Source organism: Glycomyces sp. NPDC046736 (genome assembly GCF_040645615.1).
Taxonomy (GTDB): domain Bacteria; phylum Actinomycetota; class Actinomycetes; order Mycobacteriales; family Micromonosporaceae; genus Glycomyces.
In genome coordinates, this window is sequence record NZ_JBEYYO010000020.1 from 25064 (window position 1) to 40934 (window position 15871).

Consider the following 15871-nt stretch of genomic DNA (forward strand, 5'->3'; position numbering starts at 1 on the left):
CGGCCGCCCGGAGGCGGCCGCCGCCGTGTTACGCGAGTCGTTCGAGCTGGGCCGTGACGCGGGCGATGTCCGCTTCGGCGGCGGCCTTGCGCGCCTTGATCTTGTCGACCACGGCGTCGGGGGCCTTGGCCAGGAACGCCTCGTTGCCGAGCTTCCCGGTCGTCCCGGCCAGTTCCTTCTCGGCGGCGCCCAGGGCCTTCTCCAGGCGGGCCCGCTCGGCCGCGACGTCGATCGTGCCCGAGGTGTCGAGCGCGACGGCGACCTCGTCGGAAACGGCCAGGTCGGCGGTGGGCGCGAAGCCCTCCCCCGCGGCCTCCAGGCGCACCAGGGCCCGGATGAACGGCTCCTGGTCGGCCAGCCCGACCGCGTCCAGGCCCGACAGGCGCGCCGGGAGCGGCTGGCTGGGCTTGATGTTCTGGTCGCTTCGGAAGCGGCGCACCTCGGAGACGAGGTGCTGGAGCACGGCCACGCGCTGCTCGGTCTCGGCGTCGCTGCCGGCCGGGGTCGGCCAGGCCGCCACGGTGAGCGAGTCGCCGCGCGCCTCGCCGCCGGTGAGGGTGAGCCACAGTTCCTCGGTCACGAACGGGATCACCGGGTGCAGCAGGCGCAGCAGCTGGTCGAACACGTGCCCGATGACGCGGCGCGTCTCGTCGGCCTTCGGACCGCCTTCGGCGAGCACCGGCTTGGTCAGCTCCAGGTACCAGTCGAAGACGTCGCCCCACGCGAAGTGGTAGAGCGCGTCCATGGCCTTCGCGAACTCGTACTGCTCGAAGTGGGCGTCCACGGTCTCGATCGTGGTCGAGAGCCGCGAGAGGATCCACCGGTCGATCAGCGACGGGTCGGTCGGCAGGTCGCCTTCGAGCGTCGCGCCGCTCATGAGGGCGAACCTGGTGCCGTTCCACAGCTTGTTGCAGAAGTTGCGGGAGATCTCGGCCAGCTCGATCGAGGCGATCGAGTCCGCGCCGGGGTTGGCGTCGCGCGCGAGCATGAACCGCAGCGCGTCGGCCCCGTACTGGTCGACCACTTCGAGCGGGTCGATGCCGTTGCCCGAGGACTTCGACATCTTCTTGCCGTGCTTGTCGCGGATGAGGCCGTGCAGGAACACCTCGGTGAAAGGCGCCTTGCCCATCGCGTAGGTCCCGAACATCATCATCCGCACCACCCAGAAGAAGATGATGTCCCAGCCGGTGACCAGCACCGCCGTCGGATAGAACTTGTCGAGGGCCTTCGTGTCCTCAGGCCAGCCGAGCGTGGAGAACGGCCACAGCCCCGAGGAGAACCACGTGTCGAGCACGTCGGGGTCCTGGGTGTAGCCCTCCGGAGCGGTCTCGCCGGGGCCCACGCAGACCTCTTCGCCGTTCGGGCCGTACCAGATCGGGATGCGGTGGCCCCACCACAGCTGACGCGAGATGCACCAGTCGAGGAGGTTGTCCACCCACGAGAAGTAGCGCTTCTCCATCTCCGGCGGGTGGATCTTGGTCTCGCCGCCTCGCACGGCGTCGCCCGCGAGCTTCGCGAGGCGCTCGACCTTCACGAACCACTGCTTCGACAGCCGCGGCTCCACGGTGGTGTCGCAGCGCTCGCAGTGGCCCACCGCGTGCATGTACGGGCGCTTCTCGGCGGTGATGCGGCCTTCGGCCCGCAGCGCGGCGGCGATCGCCGAGCGGGCCTCGAAACGGTCGAGCCCCTGGAACGGGCCGTGCGCGGTGATCGTGCCGCGCTCATCCATGATGAGGATCGACTCCAGGCCGTGCCGCTGGCCGATCGCGAAGTCGTTCGGGTCGTGCGCCGGGGTCACCTTCACCGCGCCGGTCCCGAACTCGGGGTCGACATGGGCATCGGCGACCACCGGGATGCGGCGGCCGGTGAACGGCAGTTCGACGGTCTTGCCGAGCAGGTGCCGGTAGCGCTCGTCGTCGGGGTGGACAGCCACGGCGGTGTCGCCGAGCATCGTCTCCAGCCGGGTCGTGGCCACCACGATCGACTCCTCGCCGTCGCCGTAGCGCATCGACACGAGCTCGCCCGCGTCGTCCTGGTGCTCGACCTCGATGTCCGAGAGCGCGGTCATGCACCTCGGGCACCAGTTGATGATGCGCTCGGCGCGGTAGATCATGCCGTCGTCGTACATGCGCTTGAACATCGTCTGCACAGCGGCCGAGAGCCCGTCGTCGAGCGTGAACCGCTCGCGGTCCCAGTCGACGCCGTCGCCGATCTTCTTCATCTGCGAGGTGATGCGCTCGTGGTAGACGTCCTTCCACTCCCACACCTTGTCCACGAACGCATCGCGGCCCAGGTCGTGGCGGGACAGGCCCTCCTTGTCGGCGAGCTGGCGCTCCACCACGTTCTGCGTCGAGATCCCGGCGTGGTCGGTACCCGGCAGGAACAGGGCCTCCTTGCCCCGCATGCGCTCACGCCGCACGAGCGTGTCGATCAGCGTGTGGTCGAGGGCATGCCCCAGGTGCAGCTGGCCGGTCACGTTCGGCGGCGGGATCACGATCGCGTAGGGGTCGCGGTCCGAATCGTCGGCAGCCTTGAAACGACCGTCGGCTACCCACTTGTCGTAGCGTCGCGCCTCTACCTCTACGGGCGCGTACGTCTTCGGCAAGTGGGCGGCCAGGTCCGGTGTCTGCTTAGCTGCGTCTGTCACACGACAAGTGTAAAGAGCACGCGTGCTCGTTCGCGAAGCGGTTTACGCAGTGTCGTCCAGAACCCTCCGGGCGGCTGAGGCCACGTCGGTCTCGCCTTTCGCGACGGCCTCGGCCAGGGCATCGGTCACGCGGTAGCGCTGGCGCAGGGCCGCGTCGACGCGGGCGCGGATCTCGGCGGCGGCGCGGCGGCGGCGCTGGTCGGCGAGGCGGTCCTCCCCGGCGAGCCAGTCGCGGTGCTTGCCGATGGCGGCCACGAGGTCGTCGATCCCCTTGGACTCGGAGGCGATCGTGGTGCACACCGGCTGGCGCCATTCGCCCGGTTCGCGTCTGACGAGGCTCATCATGGCCTTGAGGTCGCGCACCGTGCCGTCGGCGCCGGGCCGGTCGGCCTTGTTGACCACGTAGACGTCGGCGATCTCCACCACCCCGGCCTTGACGGCCTGGATGCCGTCGCCCATGCCGGGGGCGAGCAGCAGCAGCGTGGTGTCGGCGAGGCTCGCGATCTCCACTTCGGCCTGGCCCACGCCGACGGTCTCGACTATGACCACGTCGAAGCCGAGGCCTTCGAGCAGGCGCACGGCCGCGCCGGTGGTGGCCGCGAGGCCGCCGAGGTGGCCTCGGGTGGCGATGGAGCGGATGTAGACGCCGTCGTCGAGGGCGTGGTCGGCCATGCGGACGCGGTCGCCGAGGATCGCGCCGCCGGTGAACGGACTGGACGGGTCGACGGCGAGGACCCCGACGCGCAGGCCCTGCTCGCGCCAGGCCCCGATGAGGGCCGAGACGAGCGTGGACTTGCCGACGCCGGGCGAGCCGGTGACGCCCACGACCGTGGCGTCGCCGCCCTTGACGAGGCGGGCGAGCTCGGCCGCGCCCTCGTACTGGTTCTCGACGATCGTGACGAGGCGGGCGGTGGCCCGGCGGTCTCCCGCGCGGGCCGCCTCCACGAGCTGCTGGAGCCCCATCAGGCTCCCTTGAGCACGATGGCGTCGCCTTGGCCGCCGCCGCCGCACAGGCCCGCGGCGCCGAGCTGCCCAGGGGCGAGCTGGCGGGCGAGGGTCTGGGCGAGGCGGGCGCCGGACGCGCCGATCGGGTGGCCGAGGGCGATCGCGCCGCCGTCGGGGTTGACGCGGTCGAGGTCCACGCCGAGGGTCTCGGCGGAGGCGAGCACGACCGCGGCGAAGGCCTCGTTCATCTCGACCACGTCGAGGTCGGCGGCACTGACCCCGGCGAGGCCGAGGGCCTTGGCGATGGCGTTGGCGGGCTGGTCGAGCAGCGAGTTGTCGGGTCCGGCCACAGTGGCGTACGCGAGGATCTCGGCGGTCCAGGCCCAGCCGTTGGCGATCGCGGTGGACTTGCGGCACAGGACGAGTGCGCTCGCGCCGTCGGAGATCTGGGAGGCGGTGGCGGCGGTGATGGTGCCGTTCTCGGTGAACGCGGGGCGCAGCGAGGCGAGCTTCTCGGGGGTCGACTCGGGACGGACGCCTTCGTCGGCGTCGACCAGGCCCTTGCGGGTCTCGACCGGGGTGATCTCCTCGGCGAGGCGCTCGGCGGCTTTGGCGGCCTTCTGGTGCGAGTCCGCGGCGAACGCGTCCTGCTGCTCGCGGGTCAGCGAGCGGCCCCCCAGGTGGCGTTCGGTGGACTCGCCCATGGAGATGCCGTCGTAGGCGTCGGTGAGGCCGTCGTGGGCGAGGTGGTCCAGGAGCACGGCGTCGCCGTACTTGAAGCCGCGGCGAGAGCCCGGGAGGAGGTGCGGGGCGCGGCTCATGGACTCCATGCCTCCGGCGACGATCACGTCGGCGGCTCCGCCGCGGAGGATCTGGTCGGCCAGGCCCACGGCGGTGAGCCCGGAGAGGCAGACCTTGTTGACCGAGAGGGAGGGGACGCCCATGGGCAGCCCGGCGGCCACGGCGGCCTGGCGGGCGGGGTTCTGTCCGGCCCCGGCGGGGAGGACCTGGCCGAGGATGACCTGGTCGACCTGGTCGGGAGTGACGCCCGCGCGTTCGATCGCGGCCCTGATCGCGGTCCCGGCCAGGTCGGTGGCGGGGATGTCGGCGAGGGCGCCGTTGAAACGCCCGATCGGCGTCCGGGCGGCGGCGAGGATGACGGTGTCGTCTGCACCCACGGTGTTGTCGTTCATGGCGGACCTCCGTTGGTCGTCTTGCTGGATACGCTCGATCGTATGACGTTCACCGAAGGAATCGGATTGCGGCGCATCGATCACGTCGGGATTGCCGTCCCCGACCTGGATGCGGCCTTGGAGTGGTACACCGGGGTGCTCGGCGGGAGGGAGACGCACCGCGAGGTCAACGAGGCGCAAGGGGTGATCGAGGCGATGGTCGCCTGGCCCGACGGCAGGGAGCAGGTCCAGCTGCTCGCGCCGCTGGGGCCGGAGTCGACGATCGCGAAGTTCATCGACGCGAAGGGGCCGGGGCTCCAGCAGCTCGCGTTCACCGTGGAGGACGTGGAGGCCGCCGCGGCGGCGCTGCGCGTGTACGGGGCGCGGGTGCTGTACGACCAGGCGCGCCCGGGCACCGCGGGGTCCAAGATCAACTTCGTGCACCCCAAGGACACCGGCGGGGTGCTGATCGAATTGGTCGAACCCGCGTAGTTCGCTTGCAGGACTCATGCCGCGGCGTGGCCGTTCACTCACGGAAGTGTCGGATAGACGACGCCGATCGGGTGAGAACGGCTTCGCCGCGACTTCGCGACGTGATTCGACTTCCGTGTCGTTTCAAGGATTTCGCCCGTTTTGCGGCTAGTGTTGCGGGTGTTTCGAGCCCCATGAACACCTGACCTTGCTGTCGACATTCCCACTCGCGTCTGCAAGTATTGGTCCATGTCGCAGCAGCCCTCCAGCAGTACCTTTTTCGACAACGACCAATCGGCGCCGGAATTCCCCGTGCAGTTGCGGGGTTACGACCGGCACCAGGTGGATGAGTACATCCAGAAGAAGACCGCCCAGTTGAAGCAGACCGAGGGTCAGCGCACTGAGGCCGAGCAGCGGATGACCGACGCACAGCGTCGCCTGCGCCAGGCCGAGCAGCGCATCCAGGGTCTGGAGCAGCGCCTCGCCGAGCAGCAGAAGCAGCTTGAAGAGAACTCGCGTCCCACGCTCTCCGGGCTCGGCACCCGGGTCGAGCAGATCCTGCGTCTCGCCGAGGAGCAGGCGAACGAGCACCGCGCCGAGGCCAAGCGCGAGACCGAGGGCATCCTGTCGGCCGCGCGCCTTGAGTCCCGCGAGATCACCGACGCGGCCCGCACCGAGGCCGGCAGCCTGAAGCAGACCGCCGAGCGCGAGGCCAACACGCTCCGCACGCAGGTCGAGCGCGAGGTCGCCGAGCTGCGCACCAACGCCCGCCGCGAATGCGAGACGCTCCGCGCCGACGCCGAACGCGAGACCAAGCAGCTGCGCACCGCGACCGGTCACGAGGTCGCCGAGCTCAAGGCCTCCGTCGAGCGCGAGGTCGCGACCCTCCGTGCCACGGCCGACCGCGAGATCACCCAGCTGCGCGCCAAGGCCGCCCGCGAGGCCGAGGAGAAGCGCGCCGAGGCCGCGAAGCTCTTCGCCGAGGCGAAGGAGAAGCGCGACAAGGACCTCCAGGCCCTCGACCTCGAACTGGCCGAGCGCAAGGAGAAGGCCGAGCGCGAGGAGTCCGAGCGCCACACCCGCGCCGTGGCCGAGACCCAGAAGCTCGTGTCCGACGCCGAGAACCGCGCCCGCGACGCCGAGGAGCGCGCCAAGACCGCCGAGACCCGCGCCGAGGACAAGCGCAGCGAGGCCGACACCTACGCCGAGGAGACCACCTCCAAGGCCAAGAAGGACGCCAACAAGCTCGTCACCGACGCCAAGGCCGAGGCCGAGCGCCTGCTCGCCAACGCCAAGGCCGACGCCGAGTCCGTCACCCAGAAGGCCGAGTCCGAGGTGGCCGACCTCACCGCCAAGCGCGACCAGGTCCAGGCCACACTGCGCAACCTGGGCGGTCTGGTCAGCGGGGCCCTGAGCGGGGCCCTCGACGGCAGCCTCGGCGACGCCGACGACAAGAAGTAGAAAACCCTGACAACGAGTAAAGGTGGCGAATCCGCGTTACCGTCGAAACCTACGACAGTGAAGAATAGTCGTCGTAGGCGTAGGTCGACGGTGGAGGAACCACAGCTTCGGCCGCGTCCCGTCACATCCGGTCCCTTGCCGGGTGAGGCGGGACGCGGCTTACGTGAGGATGAGGGTATGGCGCGTGAAGACAGACTGGGCGACGATTCGGAACTGCTGACCGGATTCAACGAGGGCGGACCCGTCGAATACGAGTTCGAGACCGCACTGCGCGGTTACGACAAGGGACAGGTCAAGCGGTTCCTCCAGCAGATGCAGTTGCAGATGGACACGCTCGCCGGTGAGCGGGCCGAGGCGGTCGCGCAGATCGACCGGCTCGTCATGCAGATCCAGCAGTTGCAGGCCCAGATCCAAGAGCTCAGGCGGCGCAGCGCCGCGGGCGACAAGGCTTCCTATCGCCATCTGGGCGTGCGCATCGAGCACATGCTGACGCTCGCCGAGGAGCAGGCCGAGGAGATCAAGGCCGGCGCCCACGCGCAGACGCAGCACCTGCACCAGCACGCCGATCAGCGGCTGCGCGAGGCCGAGGCGCAGATCGAGCAGGCCCGCAAGGACTTCGAGACCACGCTCAAGGCCCGCCGGGCCGCAGCCGAGAAGGCCGAGGCCGACCGGCGCGCCATCATCGACGCCGAGATCAACAAACGCGCCCGCGAGGCCCAGGCCCTGGTGGACCAGGCGAAGGAGCGTTCGGCGACGATGATCGCCGAGGCCGAGCAGGACGCCGAGAACAAGCGGGCCGCCGCTGACGAGCAGACCCGGCAGCTGGTCGCTCACGTCGAACGCCTGCGCGCCGAGGCGCAGCAGCTCAAGGACGACGCCACGGTCGCGTCCGAGCAGGCCGTGACCGAGGCCCGCGAGAAGGCCGACCGGATCATCGCCGAAGCCGAGGCCGAGGCCGAGCGCAAACGCGGCGAGCACGAGGCCGACCTGCGGGACCTGCGCACCGAGGCCGTCGAGAACCTCGAACGGTTCAAGCAGGAGACCGAGACGTTCGCGCAGACCGTGCGCACCGAGGCCGAGAACGAGGCCACCCGGCTGCGGGCCGAGGCCGCCGACAACGCGACCCTCGTGCGCACCGAGGCCGCCGACGAGGCCAAGCGGCTCCGCCAGGAGGCGCAGCGCCGCCTCGAAGAGGCCCAGGCCGAGGCCGAGCGGGTCACCGCCGAGACCGATGCGAAGGTCACCGCGCTCTTGGCCGAGTCCGAGCAGGCCGCCCGCGCCGAGAGGGAAGCGGCCGAGGCCGCCGCGCTGCGGCTGGCCGAGTCCACCGAGCAGGAGACGCAGCGTCTGCGCGCCGAGGCCGCCGACGCCTCCCGCAGCCAGCGCGAGGCCGCCGAGAAGGCCGCTCGCGAGTTGAACGAGTCGGCCGCGGCCGAGACCGCGAAGCTGCGCGAGGACGCCGCAGCCGAGGCCAAGCGCCTCACCGACGAGGCGGCCCGTGAGGCCGAGCGTCTGACGGCCGAGGCGGCCCAGCGCAACGAGCGCGCGACCGCCGAGGCGGCCACCGAGGCGAAGGTACTGCGCGAGAACGCCGAACTGGCGAAGGCCGAGGCGGAGGCGAAGGTCGAGAAGGCCCGCGCCGAACTCGCCGAGATCGAGGCCGAGCGCGAACGGCTCCTGGCCGAGGCCAAGGCCGAGGCGGCGAAGCTGCTCGAGAAGGCCGGCCTGGAGGCCGAGGAGGTCCGCGCCGAGCGCGACCTGTACGTGTCCGAGGCCGAGAAGAAGGCCGAGGCGGCGAAGCGTCGGGCCGAAGAGGTCTCCAAGTCCGCCAAGCAGACCGCGCGGCGCGATTCGGAGGCGATCTTGGCCACGGCCCGCGCCCAGGCGAAGAAGCTCATCGAAGAGGCCCGGGCCGCCAAGCCCGCGACCGAGGGCAACGAGTCGAAGCCGGACGCGAACGTCAACAAGCCGAGCTCGAACGGCCGCAAGCGGACGGCGCAGAACGGCGGCAAGCAGACGAACGAACCGGCGGAGAAGGTCTCCTCCTCCTAAGGCGAAACGAACGAAGGGCCCGGCGCGGTTGCGCCGGGCCTTTCGCATGCGACCCGAAGAAGCCACCACCGCCCACCCCCGCGGTCGGGCGTGTCCGAACTCGACGCCCCCGATCGCAATGATCGCGCAAGGCACCGACATATCCTCGCCCCTCGCCGACGGGACGTAAGACAAAGGGCCCGCGCCGATCGCTCGGTGCGGGCCCCTTCTTGCCTTGTTGCGGTTACTCCGTGGAGTCCTCGGCGGGCTCCTTGGGTTTTTCGGTCTTGCGCTTGGCTTCGCCGGAGCCGCCCGGGGTGGTGCCCACGATCGGGAGGCCGCCGCCGGTGGTGCGCTTCTTGTTCCACACGTCGAACAGGACCGCGGCGAGGACGACGAGGCCGAGGATGACGCTCTGCATGTCCTGGCCGACCGACAGGATCGACATGCCCTGGTTCATGACGCCCATGACCAGACCGCCGATGACGGCGCCGATGATGGTGCCGACGCCGCCGCTCATCGAGGCGCCGCCGATGAACGAGGAGGCGATCGCGTGCAGCTCGAACATGGTGCCCGCGTCGGGCGTCGCCGAGGCGAGGCGGGCGGTGAGCACCACGCCGGCGAGGCCGGAGAGCGCGCCCATGTTCACGAAGACCCAGAAGGTGGTCTGCTTGGTCTTCACGCCCGAGAGCATCGCGGCCTTCTCGTTGCCGCCGCCCGCGTAGATGTGGCGGCCGAACACGGTCCGGTTGGTCACGAACGTGTAGACGACGACCAGCACCACCAGGATGATGCCGATGATCGGCAGGCCCTTGTGGGCGGCGAGGGTCAAGGCGCCGACCGCGACGGTGGCCGTCAGCAGCACGGTCTTGATCACGAAGGCGATCGGCGAGCCGGTCGCGACACCGGTGCGGACGGCCCTGCGGCGGCCCGACACCTGGATCCACAGGATCGCGGCCACCGCGAGGGCGCCGATGACGAGCGTCGGCAGGTGGTAGCCGCCGTTCTCGTTCTGCATCCAGTAGCCCGAGCCGAGCTGGCGGAACTCGCCGGAGCGGATCGAGATCGTCTTGGACTCGAGGGCCCACAGCGTCAGGCCGCGGAAGAGCAGCATGCCGGTCAGGGTCACGATGAACGCGGGGATGCGCACGTACGCGATCCAGAAGCCCTGCCACACGCCGATCAGGGCGCCGATGCCCACGGCGACGACCACGGCCAGGTACCACGGCAGGCCCCAGCTGGAGAGGGCGATCGCCGACATCGCGCCGGTGAAGGCCAGTACCGAACCCACGGAGAGGTCGATGTGGCCGTTGACGATGACCATCATCATCCCGATCGCCAGGATCAGGATGTAGGAGTTCTGGACGATGACGTTGTTGATGTTCGCCGGCGTCAGGAAGTTCTGGTCGAGTTTGGCCACTTCCAGGAACTGGAACAGCAGCATGATGAACACCAGGGCGATGATCATGCCGTAGGCGCGCAGGTTCAGATGGCGCAGGCCGGAGAGCAGGCTCGGGCGGGATTTGGTCTGGACGGTGCTCATTGGTGTAGTTCTTCTCCCCCGGATGCGGTCTCAAGGGTCATGAGTCGCATCAGTTCTTCCTGTGTGGCGTTCTCGCGGTCGACCTGACCGGTGATGTGACCGGCGCTCATCGCGTAGATGCGGTCGCACATGCCGAGCAGCTCGGGCAGTTCGGAGGAGATCATGAGGACCCCCTTGCCCTGGTCGGCCAACTTCTGGATCAGCTCGTAGATCTCGTACTTGGCGCCGACGTCGATGCCTCGGGTCGGCTCGTCGAGGATCAGGAGCTCGGGATCGGTGAAGACCCACTTGCCGAGCACGATCTTCTGCTGGTTGCCGCCCGAGAGGTTCCCGGCGAGCGAGTAGACTGACGGGGCCTTGACGCCGAACTCGGTGCGCAGGCGCTCGGAGACGGAGTTGATCTGGTGCTGGTCGACCACGCCTCGCTTGGAGACCTTGCCGAGGCCGGGCAGGGTGAAGTTCTGCCGCAGGTCGTAGTCGAGGTGCAGGCCGTAGTGCTTGCGGTCCTCGGTGGCGTAGGCCAGGCCCGATTCGATGGCGTCCGGAACCGAGCCCAGGCGCAGGGTCTTGCCGTCCATGGTGGCGGTGCCGGAGATGTTCGAACCCCAGCTGCGGCCGAACAGGCTCATCGCGAACTCGGTGCGGCCGGCGCCCATCAGGCCCGCGAGGCCGACGATCTCTCCGCGGGCGACGTTGAGTCCGGCGTTGTTGACGATGACGCGTTCGCGCTGGTCGGGGTGGTGCACGGTCCAGTCGTGGACCTCGAAGAAGACCTCGCCGATCTTGGGTTCGCGCGGCGGGTACAGGTGTTCGAGGTCGCGGCCGACCATGGACTTGATGAGGCGGTCCTGGGTGACCCCGTCGGCCTCGGTGTGCAGCGTCTCGATGGTCCGGCCGTCGCGCAGCACCGTGATGGAGTCGGCGACGGAGAGGACCTCACCCAGCTTGTGGGAGATGATGATGCAGGTGACGCCTTCTTCGCGGAGGACGCGGAGCAGTTCGAGCAGGTTCTCGGAGTCGGTGTCGTTGAGCGCGGCGGTCGGCTCGTCCAGGATCAGGAGTTTCACCCGCTTGGACAGGGCCTTGGCGATCTCGACGAGCTGCTGCTTGCCGACGCCGATCTTCTCGACGAGGGTCTGCGGGTTGTCCTGGAGGCCGACCTGCGCCATGAGGCGCGCGGCCTCGGTGTTGGTCTTCTCCCAGGAGATGAAGCCGCCGGTCTTCTGCTCGTTGCCGAGGAAGATGTTCTCGGCGATCGACAGCTCCCCCACGAGCGCGAGCTCCTGGTGGATGATGACGACGCCCGAGGCTTCGGAGTCGCGGATGTTGCGGAATCGGGCGGGCTCGCCCTCGAACTCGATCTCGCCCTCGAAGTCGCCGTGGGCGTAGACGCCCGACAGGACTTTCATGAGGGTGGACTTGCCGGCGCCGTTCTCGCCGACGAGTGCGTGGATCGTGGCCCGCTTGACCCGCATGTCGACCCCGGACAGCGCGAGCACGCCCGGGAATCGCTTCGTGATCCCCCCCATGCGGAGGATGTCTTCAGACATGACTGGTCCTATGTGGAATTGCTGGAGTGCGCTGGAGAGAGGTTCGGGGGCGTCCGGGCGGGTCGGACGCTCCCGAGTTGAAGCGATGGATTCCGGGGGAACCGGGTCCACGGCGATGCCTGAGGACCTCGTGGGCCCTCACGCGCCTCCTTAGAGGTCGGCCTCGTCGATGTAGCCGGAGTCGATGAGGAGCTCCTGGTAGTTCTCGACGGTCACGATGTGCGGGACCAGGAGGTTCGAGGGGACGACCTTGACGCCGTTGTCGTAGGACTCGGTGTCGTTGACCTCGGGCTCTTCGCCGTTGAGGATGGCGGTGACCATCTCGACGGTGACCGAGGCGAGTTCGCGGGTGTCCTTGAAGATCGTGGCGGTCTGGCGGCCCTCGATGATCATCTGGACCGAGGCGAGCTCGGCGTCCTGGCCGGAGACGGCCGGGAGGTTCTCCAGGGTGTACCCGTTGCTCTCCAGCGAGGCGATGATGCCGCGGCTGATGCCGTCGTACGGCGACAGGACCGCGTGGACCTGCTCGCTGGAGTAGTGGGTGCTCAGCAGGTTGTCCATGCGGCTCTGGGCGATCTCGCCGTCCCAGCGCTCGGTGGCGACGGTGTTGATGTCGACCTCGCCGGACTTCACCACGAGCTTGCCCTCGTCGATGTAGGGCTGGAGGGTCGCGACCGCGCCGTCGAAGAAGAAGAACGCGTTGTTGTCGTCGATCGAGCCGGCGAACAGCTCGATGTTGAACGGACCCTCGGCGTTGTCGATGTCGAGCGCGTCGAGGACCGACTGGGCCTGGAGCACGCCGACCTGGAAGTTGTCGAAGGTGGCGTAGTAGTCCACGTCGCCGGTCTCGCGGATCAGGCGGTCGTAGGCGATGACGGTGATGTCCTCTTCCTTCGCCTGGGCCAGCACGCCGGTGAGGGACTGGTTGTCGATCGCGCCGATCACGAGCACGTTGGCGCCCTGGGTGATCATGTTCTCGATCTGGTTGACCTGCTTGGCGACGTCGTCATCGGCGAACTGGAGGTCGGTGTCGAAACCGGCGGCCTTGAACTCCTCCACCAGGTTGTTGCCGTCGTCGATCCAACGCTCAGAGGTCTGGGTCGGCATCGCGATGCCGACCTTCTTTTTGTCGCCGCTGCCGCCCTCGCCGTCGCCGGACGCGCAGGCCGAGGCGGTGAAGGCGATGGCCGCCGCTCCGGCGGTGCCGCTGAGCAGGTGGCGTCGGTTGACGTTCATATAACGAGTACTCCTTCGTACCGGACGGCTCCGGTGCACGACCGATGTCGCCCTGGGGTCAAGACGGATTCGATAGTTCAACGTTTTTCCACAAGCGTCAACAGCGGATGGGTCTCGTGTCCGAATCGTTGCCTTTCAAGTTCCCCGAAATCCGACACTCGGCCCGCCCGCGGCACAACGGGCACCGCGCTCCCACCGAAAATTGACCGTGCGTACCGAACTGGTCACCAGTTCGTGCCACACCCCTATGGCCGACTACCGCTCGACCGATCGGATGGGTTAGCCTCACATTTAGTGCCAAATCACGACACCGACCCGAGGACCCCCGAAGGAGGTGAGGATGTCGAGCACCCAGACCGTCGGACCCGCCGCCGTGGACCGTTTACTGCACCGGGACACGGTGTGCAGCGTTTTCAGCGGCACCGTCGCCGCGGGCCCGACCGACCTCCTGTGCGTCACCGTCGCGCATGAGCGGGTCGACGGCTCCCGCCGCGAAGTATTCCTCGAATGGGCCGCGAAGCTCACCGGACTCGCCGCCCACCCCCATCTCTCCCCTTGCACCGCAGTCGGACTCACTGAGAACGGACGCCCCTACCTGGCCGTGGGAACCGCCAGGCGCTCCCTCGCCGACCACCTCGCCGAGCAGGGGCCCATGCCCCCCGGGCAGGTCCGCGCGCTCGGCGTGGCCCTCAGCGACGCCGTCGCGGTGTACCACCGCGCCGGGCTCATCCACGGCGCGATCCAGCCCGCGCACATCCTCGTCGGCACCGGGCACCACCTCAAGCTCACCGCGTACGACGTGACCGCGCCGGTCCTGGCCGCGCCGCTGCCGCCCTCGCCGTACACGGCCCCTGAGCACCTCGACGCGGCCGTCGCGGGCGAAGTCGCGGCCAGCCCCTCCGGGGACGTCTACGCGCTCGCCACGGTGCTCTACGCGGCCCTGGGCGGGCGGCTCCCGTGGGTCAGGCACGCCCGCGAGGACGCCGCGGACCCGCTCCTGCGCGCCGCGCCCGTGCCGCACATACCCGGCGTGGACACCGAACTGACCGACCTGATCGGCGCGGCCCTGCGCCCCGACCCCCGGCGCCGCCCCACCGCCGAGGTCTTCCGCGAGCACCTCGCCAGGGTGCCGCTGGCCGGGCCGGTCGCACCGGGACGGCGCACCGACTCCGTGGCCCCGGGACTCCTCCCCCGGCGCGGCCTGCGCCCGGTGACCGTGGCCGTCTCGACCGAGCTCGCGCCGTACCGGCCCGGACCCGAGCGAGTCGGCCTGCGGCCCAGGCTGCGGTCGATCGCGACCGCCATCGCCGGCGTCGCGCTCACCGGCGCGCTGCTCGGTGGAGCGGCCCTGGCGACGTACGCGGCCACGAACCCGGAGAGCACCGGGACGGTGTGCACCGACCCGGCCGTGCTCGGGGTGCGGATCGGCGAGCACCTCGAAGACGGCGACATCGTCGACAGCTGGTGCGCCGACGACGGCGACTACGTCGCGGCCACGATCCTGTTCCCCGGAGGTTCGGGAGGGGACGGCGACGGCGGCACCGAGCGGCGCGTGTGGCACATCGAGGGCGAGACCCTGGTGCCGGTCACCGAATGCGAGGGCGCCGATCTGCCTGCGAGCATCGCGAAGTTCCTCGACTGCGCTTAAGAATTAGACGAACCCGCGGCGACAGCGGTCGCCGCGGGTTCGCGCGTTTAGGTCAGTCGCGTTCGGGCTTGGGCAAGAACCCGCCGAACGAGGCAACGGTCTTGTTGGCGTAGGCGGAGGTGTCGCCGCGCTCCATCGGTCCGTCCCAAGTGGTCGGCAGCGGGGCGTGTTCGGGGAGGATACGGCCCACGATGCGGTCGAGGGCCTCCTCGGCCTTGCCGACCCAGAGGTGGCCGCCGTTCTCGATCTCGACCACTTCGGCTTGGGGGACGGCCGCGAAGCGGCGCTTGGCCTCGGGGTACTGGAGGTAGTCGTCCTTCTCGGGAATGAGCGCCAGAAGCGGGCGGTCGTCCTCGGACCAGCGCTCCAGATCCTCCTCTTTGGAGTATCGCAGCGGCGGGGAGAGGAGCACCGCGCCCTCGACGCCCGGCTCCAGACCGTACTTCAAGGTCAGGTCGGTGCCGAAGGACCAGCCGACGATCCACACGCGGGGCAGCTCGGCGAACTCGGCGTACTCGACGGCCGCGGCGAGGTCGAAGCGCTCGCCCACGCCGTGGTCGAACGCGCCCTGCGAGGTGCCCTGCTGGGACTCGGTGCCGCGGGTGTTGAAGCGCAGCACGGCCATGTTCGCCAGCGCGGGGAGCCGCCAGGCGGCCTTGCGGAAGATGTGCGAGTCCATCATGCCGCCGTGGGTGGGCAGCGGGTGGACGCAGATGAGCGTCGCCTCGGGCGCTTGGCCTGCGGGCAGGGCGAGTTCGCCGACGAGTTCGAGCCCGTCGGCGGTGTGGAGCGTGAGCGCCTCGCGTTCGGCGGGGAGCATGCTCGCGGATCTGATGACAGCCACGCGCAAAGTATCCCCAATACCGGCCGGATGCGACACCACGTGTGGCACACCTGGCACCGAGAGCGCGGAAGTAGGCGGGCGCGGGGCGGCCATCCCTAGCCCCCGCCCACCCAGAGGGGAGAAGAAGGTACGGCCATCTTCCGGCGGGGGTACGACAGGAATCGGGCCGCGAGGCGATCATGTCACCCGAAAGCGGGAGCGAACACGAGAGCAACGCGCACTGCGGCGCGAGACGCGAGACGCGAGACGCGAGACGCGAGACGCGAGACGCGAGACGCGAGACGCGAGACGCGAGACGCGAGACGCGAGACGCGAGACGCGAG

At 69.5% G+C, this 15871-nt stretch carries 11 protein-coding genes; 4 read left to right on the forward strand and 7 right to left on the reverse strand.

Annotated features, from left to right (window positions below):
- Nucleotides 1-28 precede the first annotated feature (28 nt).
- Genes AB0B28_RS18575 through AB0B28_RS18585 form a run of 3 tightly spaced genes read right to left on the reverse strand, consistent with a single transcriptional unit; the run spans nt 29 to nt 4785 of the window.
- Nucleotides 29-2647, reverse strand: a complete 2619-nt coding sequence (locus tag AB0B28_RS18575; protein WP_360122693.1) for a valine--tRNA ligase — start codon at nt 2645-2647, stop codon at nt 29-31.
- Nucleotides 2648-2689: 42 nt separating this feature from the next.
- Nucleotides 2690-3610 carry a methylmalonyl Co-A mutase-associated GTPase MeaB gene (gene meaB, locus AB0B28_RS18580; RefSeq protein ID WP_360122696.1) on the reverse strand — a complete coding sequence of 307 codons (921 nt, stop codon included), beginning with the start codon at nt 3608-3610 and terminating at the stop codon, nt 2690-2692.
- Entirely contained in the window at nt 3610-4785 is a 1176-nt protein-coding gene (locus tag AB0B28_RS18585; RefSeq protein WP_360122699.1) for an acetyl-CoA C-acyltransferase, read from the reverse strand. Before AB0B28_RS18585 ends, meaB begins: the two co-directional genes overlap by 1 nt.
- Before the next feature lie 42 nt (nt 4786-4827).
- Between AB0B28_RS18585 and mce the strand changes: the two genes are divergently transcribed.
- The 3 genes from mce to AB0B28_RS18600 all read left to right on the forward strand — a co-directional run bounded on the left by mce (nt 4828) and on the right by AB0B28_RS18600 (nt 8748).
- Nucleotides 4828-5256 (forward strand): methylmalonyl-CoA epimerase, encoded by a 429-nt coding sequence (gene mce / locus AB0B28_RS18590; protein WP_360122702.1) that lies wholly within the window; start codon nt 4828-4830, stop codon nt 5254-5256.
- 228 nt (nt 5257-5484) lie between these two features.
- Nucleotides 5485-6696: a cell division protein DivIVA gene (locus AB0B28_RS18595; protein WP_360122705.1), complete on the forward strand. Its 1212-nt coding sequence runs from the start codon at nt 5485-5487 to the stop codon at nt 6694-6696.
- Between the two features lie 177 nt (nt 6697-6873).
- Nucleotides 6874-8748 carry a DivIVA domain-containing protein gene (locus AB0B28_RS18600; protein WP_360122708.1) on the forward strand — a complete coding sequence of 625 codons (1875 nt, stop codon included), beginning with the start codon at nt 6874-6876 and terminating at the stop codon, nt 8746-8748.
- 223 nt (nt 8749-8971) lie between these two features.
- Here the strand turns inward: AB0B28_RS18600 and mmsB are convergent, their stop codons facing one another.
- The 3 genes from mmsB to chvE form a co-directional block, all read right to left on the reverse strand.
- A complete protein-coding gene (gene mmsB / locus AB0B28_RS18605; protein WP_360122711.1) occupies nt 8972-10270 on the reverse strand; it encodes a multiple monosaccharide ABC transporter permease in 1299 nt (432 codons plus the stop codon).
- Entirely contained in the window at nt 10267-11820 is a 1554-nt protein-coding gene (gene mmsA, locus AB0B28_RS18610; RefSeq protein WP_360122714.1) for a multiple monosaccharide ABC transporter ATP-binding protein, read from the reverse strand. The genes mmsB and mmsA overlap by 4 nt, the downstream gene beginning before the upstream one ends.
- A 150-nt stretch (nt 11821-11970) precedes the next feature.
- Nucleotides 11971-13056, reverse strand: a complete 1086-nt coding sequence (chvE, locus tag AB0B28_RS18615; RefSeq protein WP_360122716.1) for a multiple monosaccharide ABC transporter substrate-binding protein — start codon at nt 13054-13056, stop codon at nt 11971-11973.
- A 340-nt stretch (nt 13057-13396) separates the two neighbouring features.
- Between chvE and AB0B28_RS18620 the strand changes: the two genes are divergently transcribed.
- Complete coding sequence (locus AB0B28_RS18620) at nt 13397-14704, forward strand: protein kinase (protein WP_360122719.1); 1308 nt, start codon at nt 13397-13399, stop codon at nt 14702-14704.
- Nucleotides 14705-14756: 52 nt separating this feature from the next.
- Here AB0B28_RS18620 and AB0B28_RS18625 read toward each other — a convergent pair whose 3' ends face one another.
- Nucleotides 14757-15524 (reverse strand): alpha/beta hydrolase, encoded by a 768-nt coding sequence (locus tag AB0B28_RS18625; protein ID WP_360122896.1) that lies wholly within the window; start codon nt 15522-15524, stop codon nt 14757-14759.
- Between the last annotated feature and the right edge of the window lie 347 nt (nt 15525-15871).

What these genes read in the sequence shown, in the direction of transcription:
- AB0B28_RS18585 (WP_360122699.1), bottom strand. Translation starts at nt 4,785, where the DNA reads ATGAACGACAACACCGTGGGTGCAGACGACACCGTCATCCTCGCCGCC.
- meaB (WP_360122696.1), bottom strand. Translation starts at nt 3,610, where the DNA reads ATGGGGCTCCAGCAGCTCGTGGAGGCGGCCCGCGCGGGAGACCGCCGG.
- AB0B28_RS18600 (WP_360122708.1), top strand. Translation starts at nt 6,874, where the DNA reads ATGGCGCGTGAAGACAGACTGGGCGACGATTCGGAACTGCTGACCGGA.
- AB0B28_RS18620 (WP_360122719.1), top strand. Translation starts at nt 13,397, where the DNA reads ATGTCGAGCACCCAGACCGTCGGACCCGCCGCCGTGGACCGTTTACTG.
- mmsB (WP_360122711.1), bottom strand. Translation starts at nt 10,270, where the DNA reads ATGAGCACCGTCCAGACCAAATCCCGCCCGAGCCTGCTCTCCGGCCTG.
- AB0B28_RS18625 (WP_360122896.1), bottom strand. Translation starts at nt 15,524, where the DNA reads ATGCTCCCCGCCGAACGCGAGGCGCTCACGCTCCACACCGCCGACGGG.
- chvE (WP_360122716.1), bottom strand. Translation starts at nt 13,056, where the DNA reads ATGAACGTCAACCGACGCCACCTGCTCAGCGGCACCGCCGGAGCGGCG.
- mmsA (WP_360122714.1), bottom strand. Translation starts at nt 11,820, where the DNA reads ATGTCTGAAGACATCCTCCGCATGGGGGGGATCACGAAGCGATTCCCG.
- AB0B28_RS18595 (WP_360122705.1), top strand. Translation starts at nt 5,485, where the DNA reads ATGTCGCAGCAGCCCTCCAGCAGTACCTTTTTCGACAACGACCAATCG.
- mce (WP_360122702.1), top strand. Translation starts at nt 4,828, where the DNA reads ATGACGTTCACCGAAGGAATCGGATTGCGGCGCATCGATCACGTCGGG.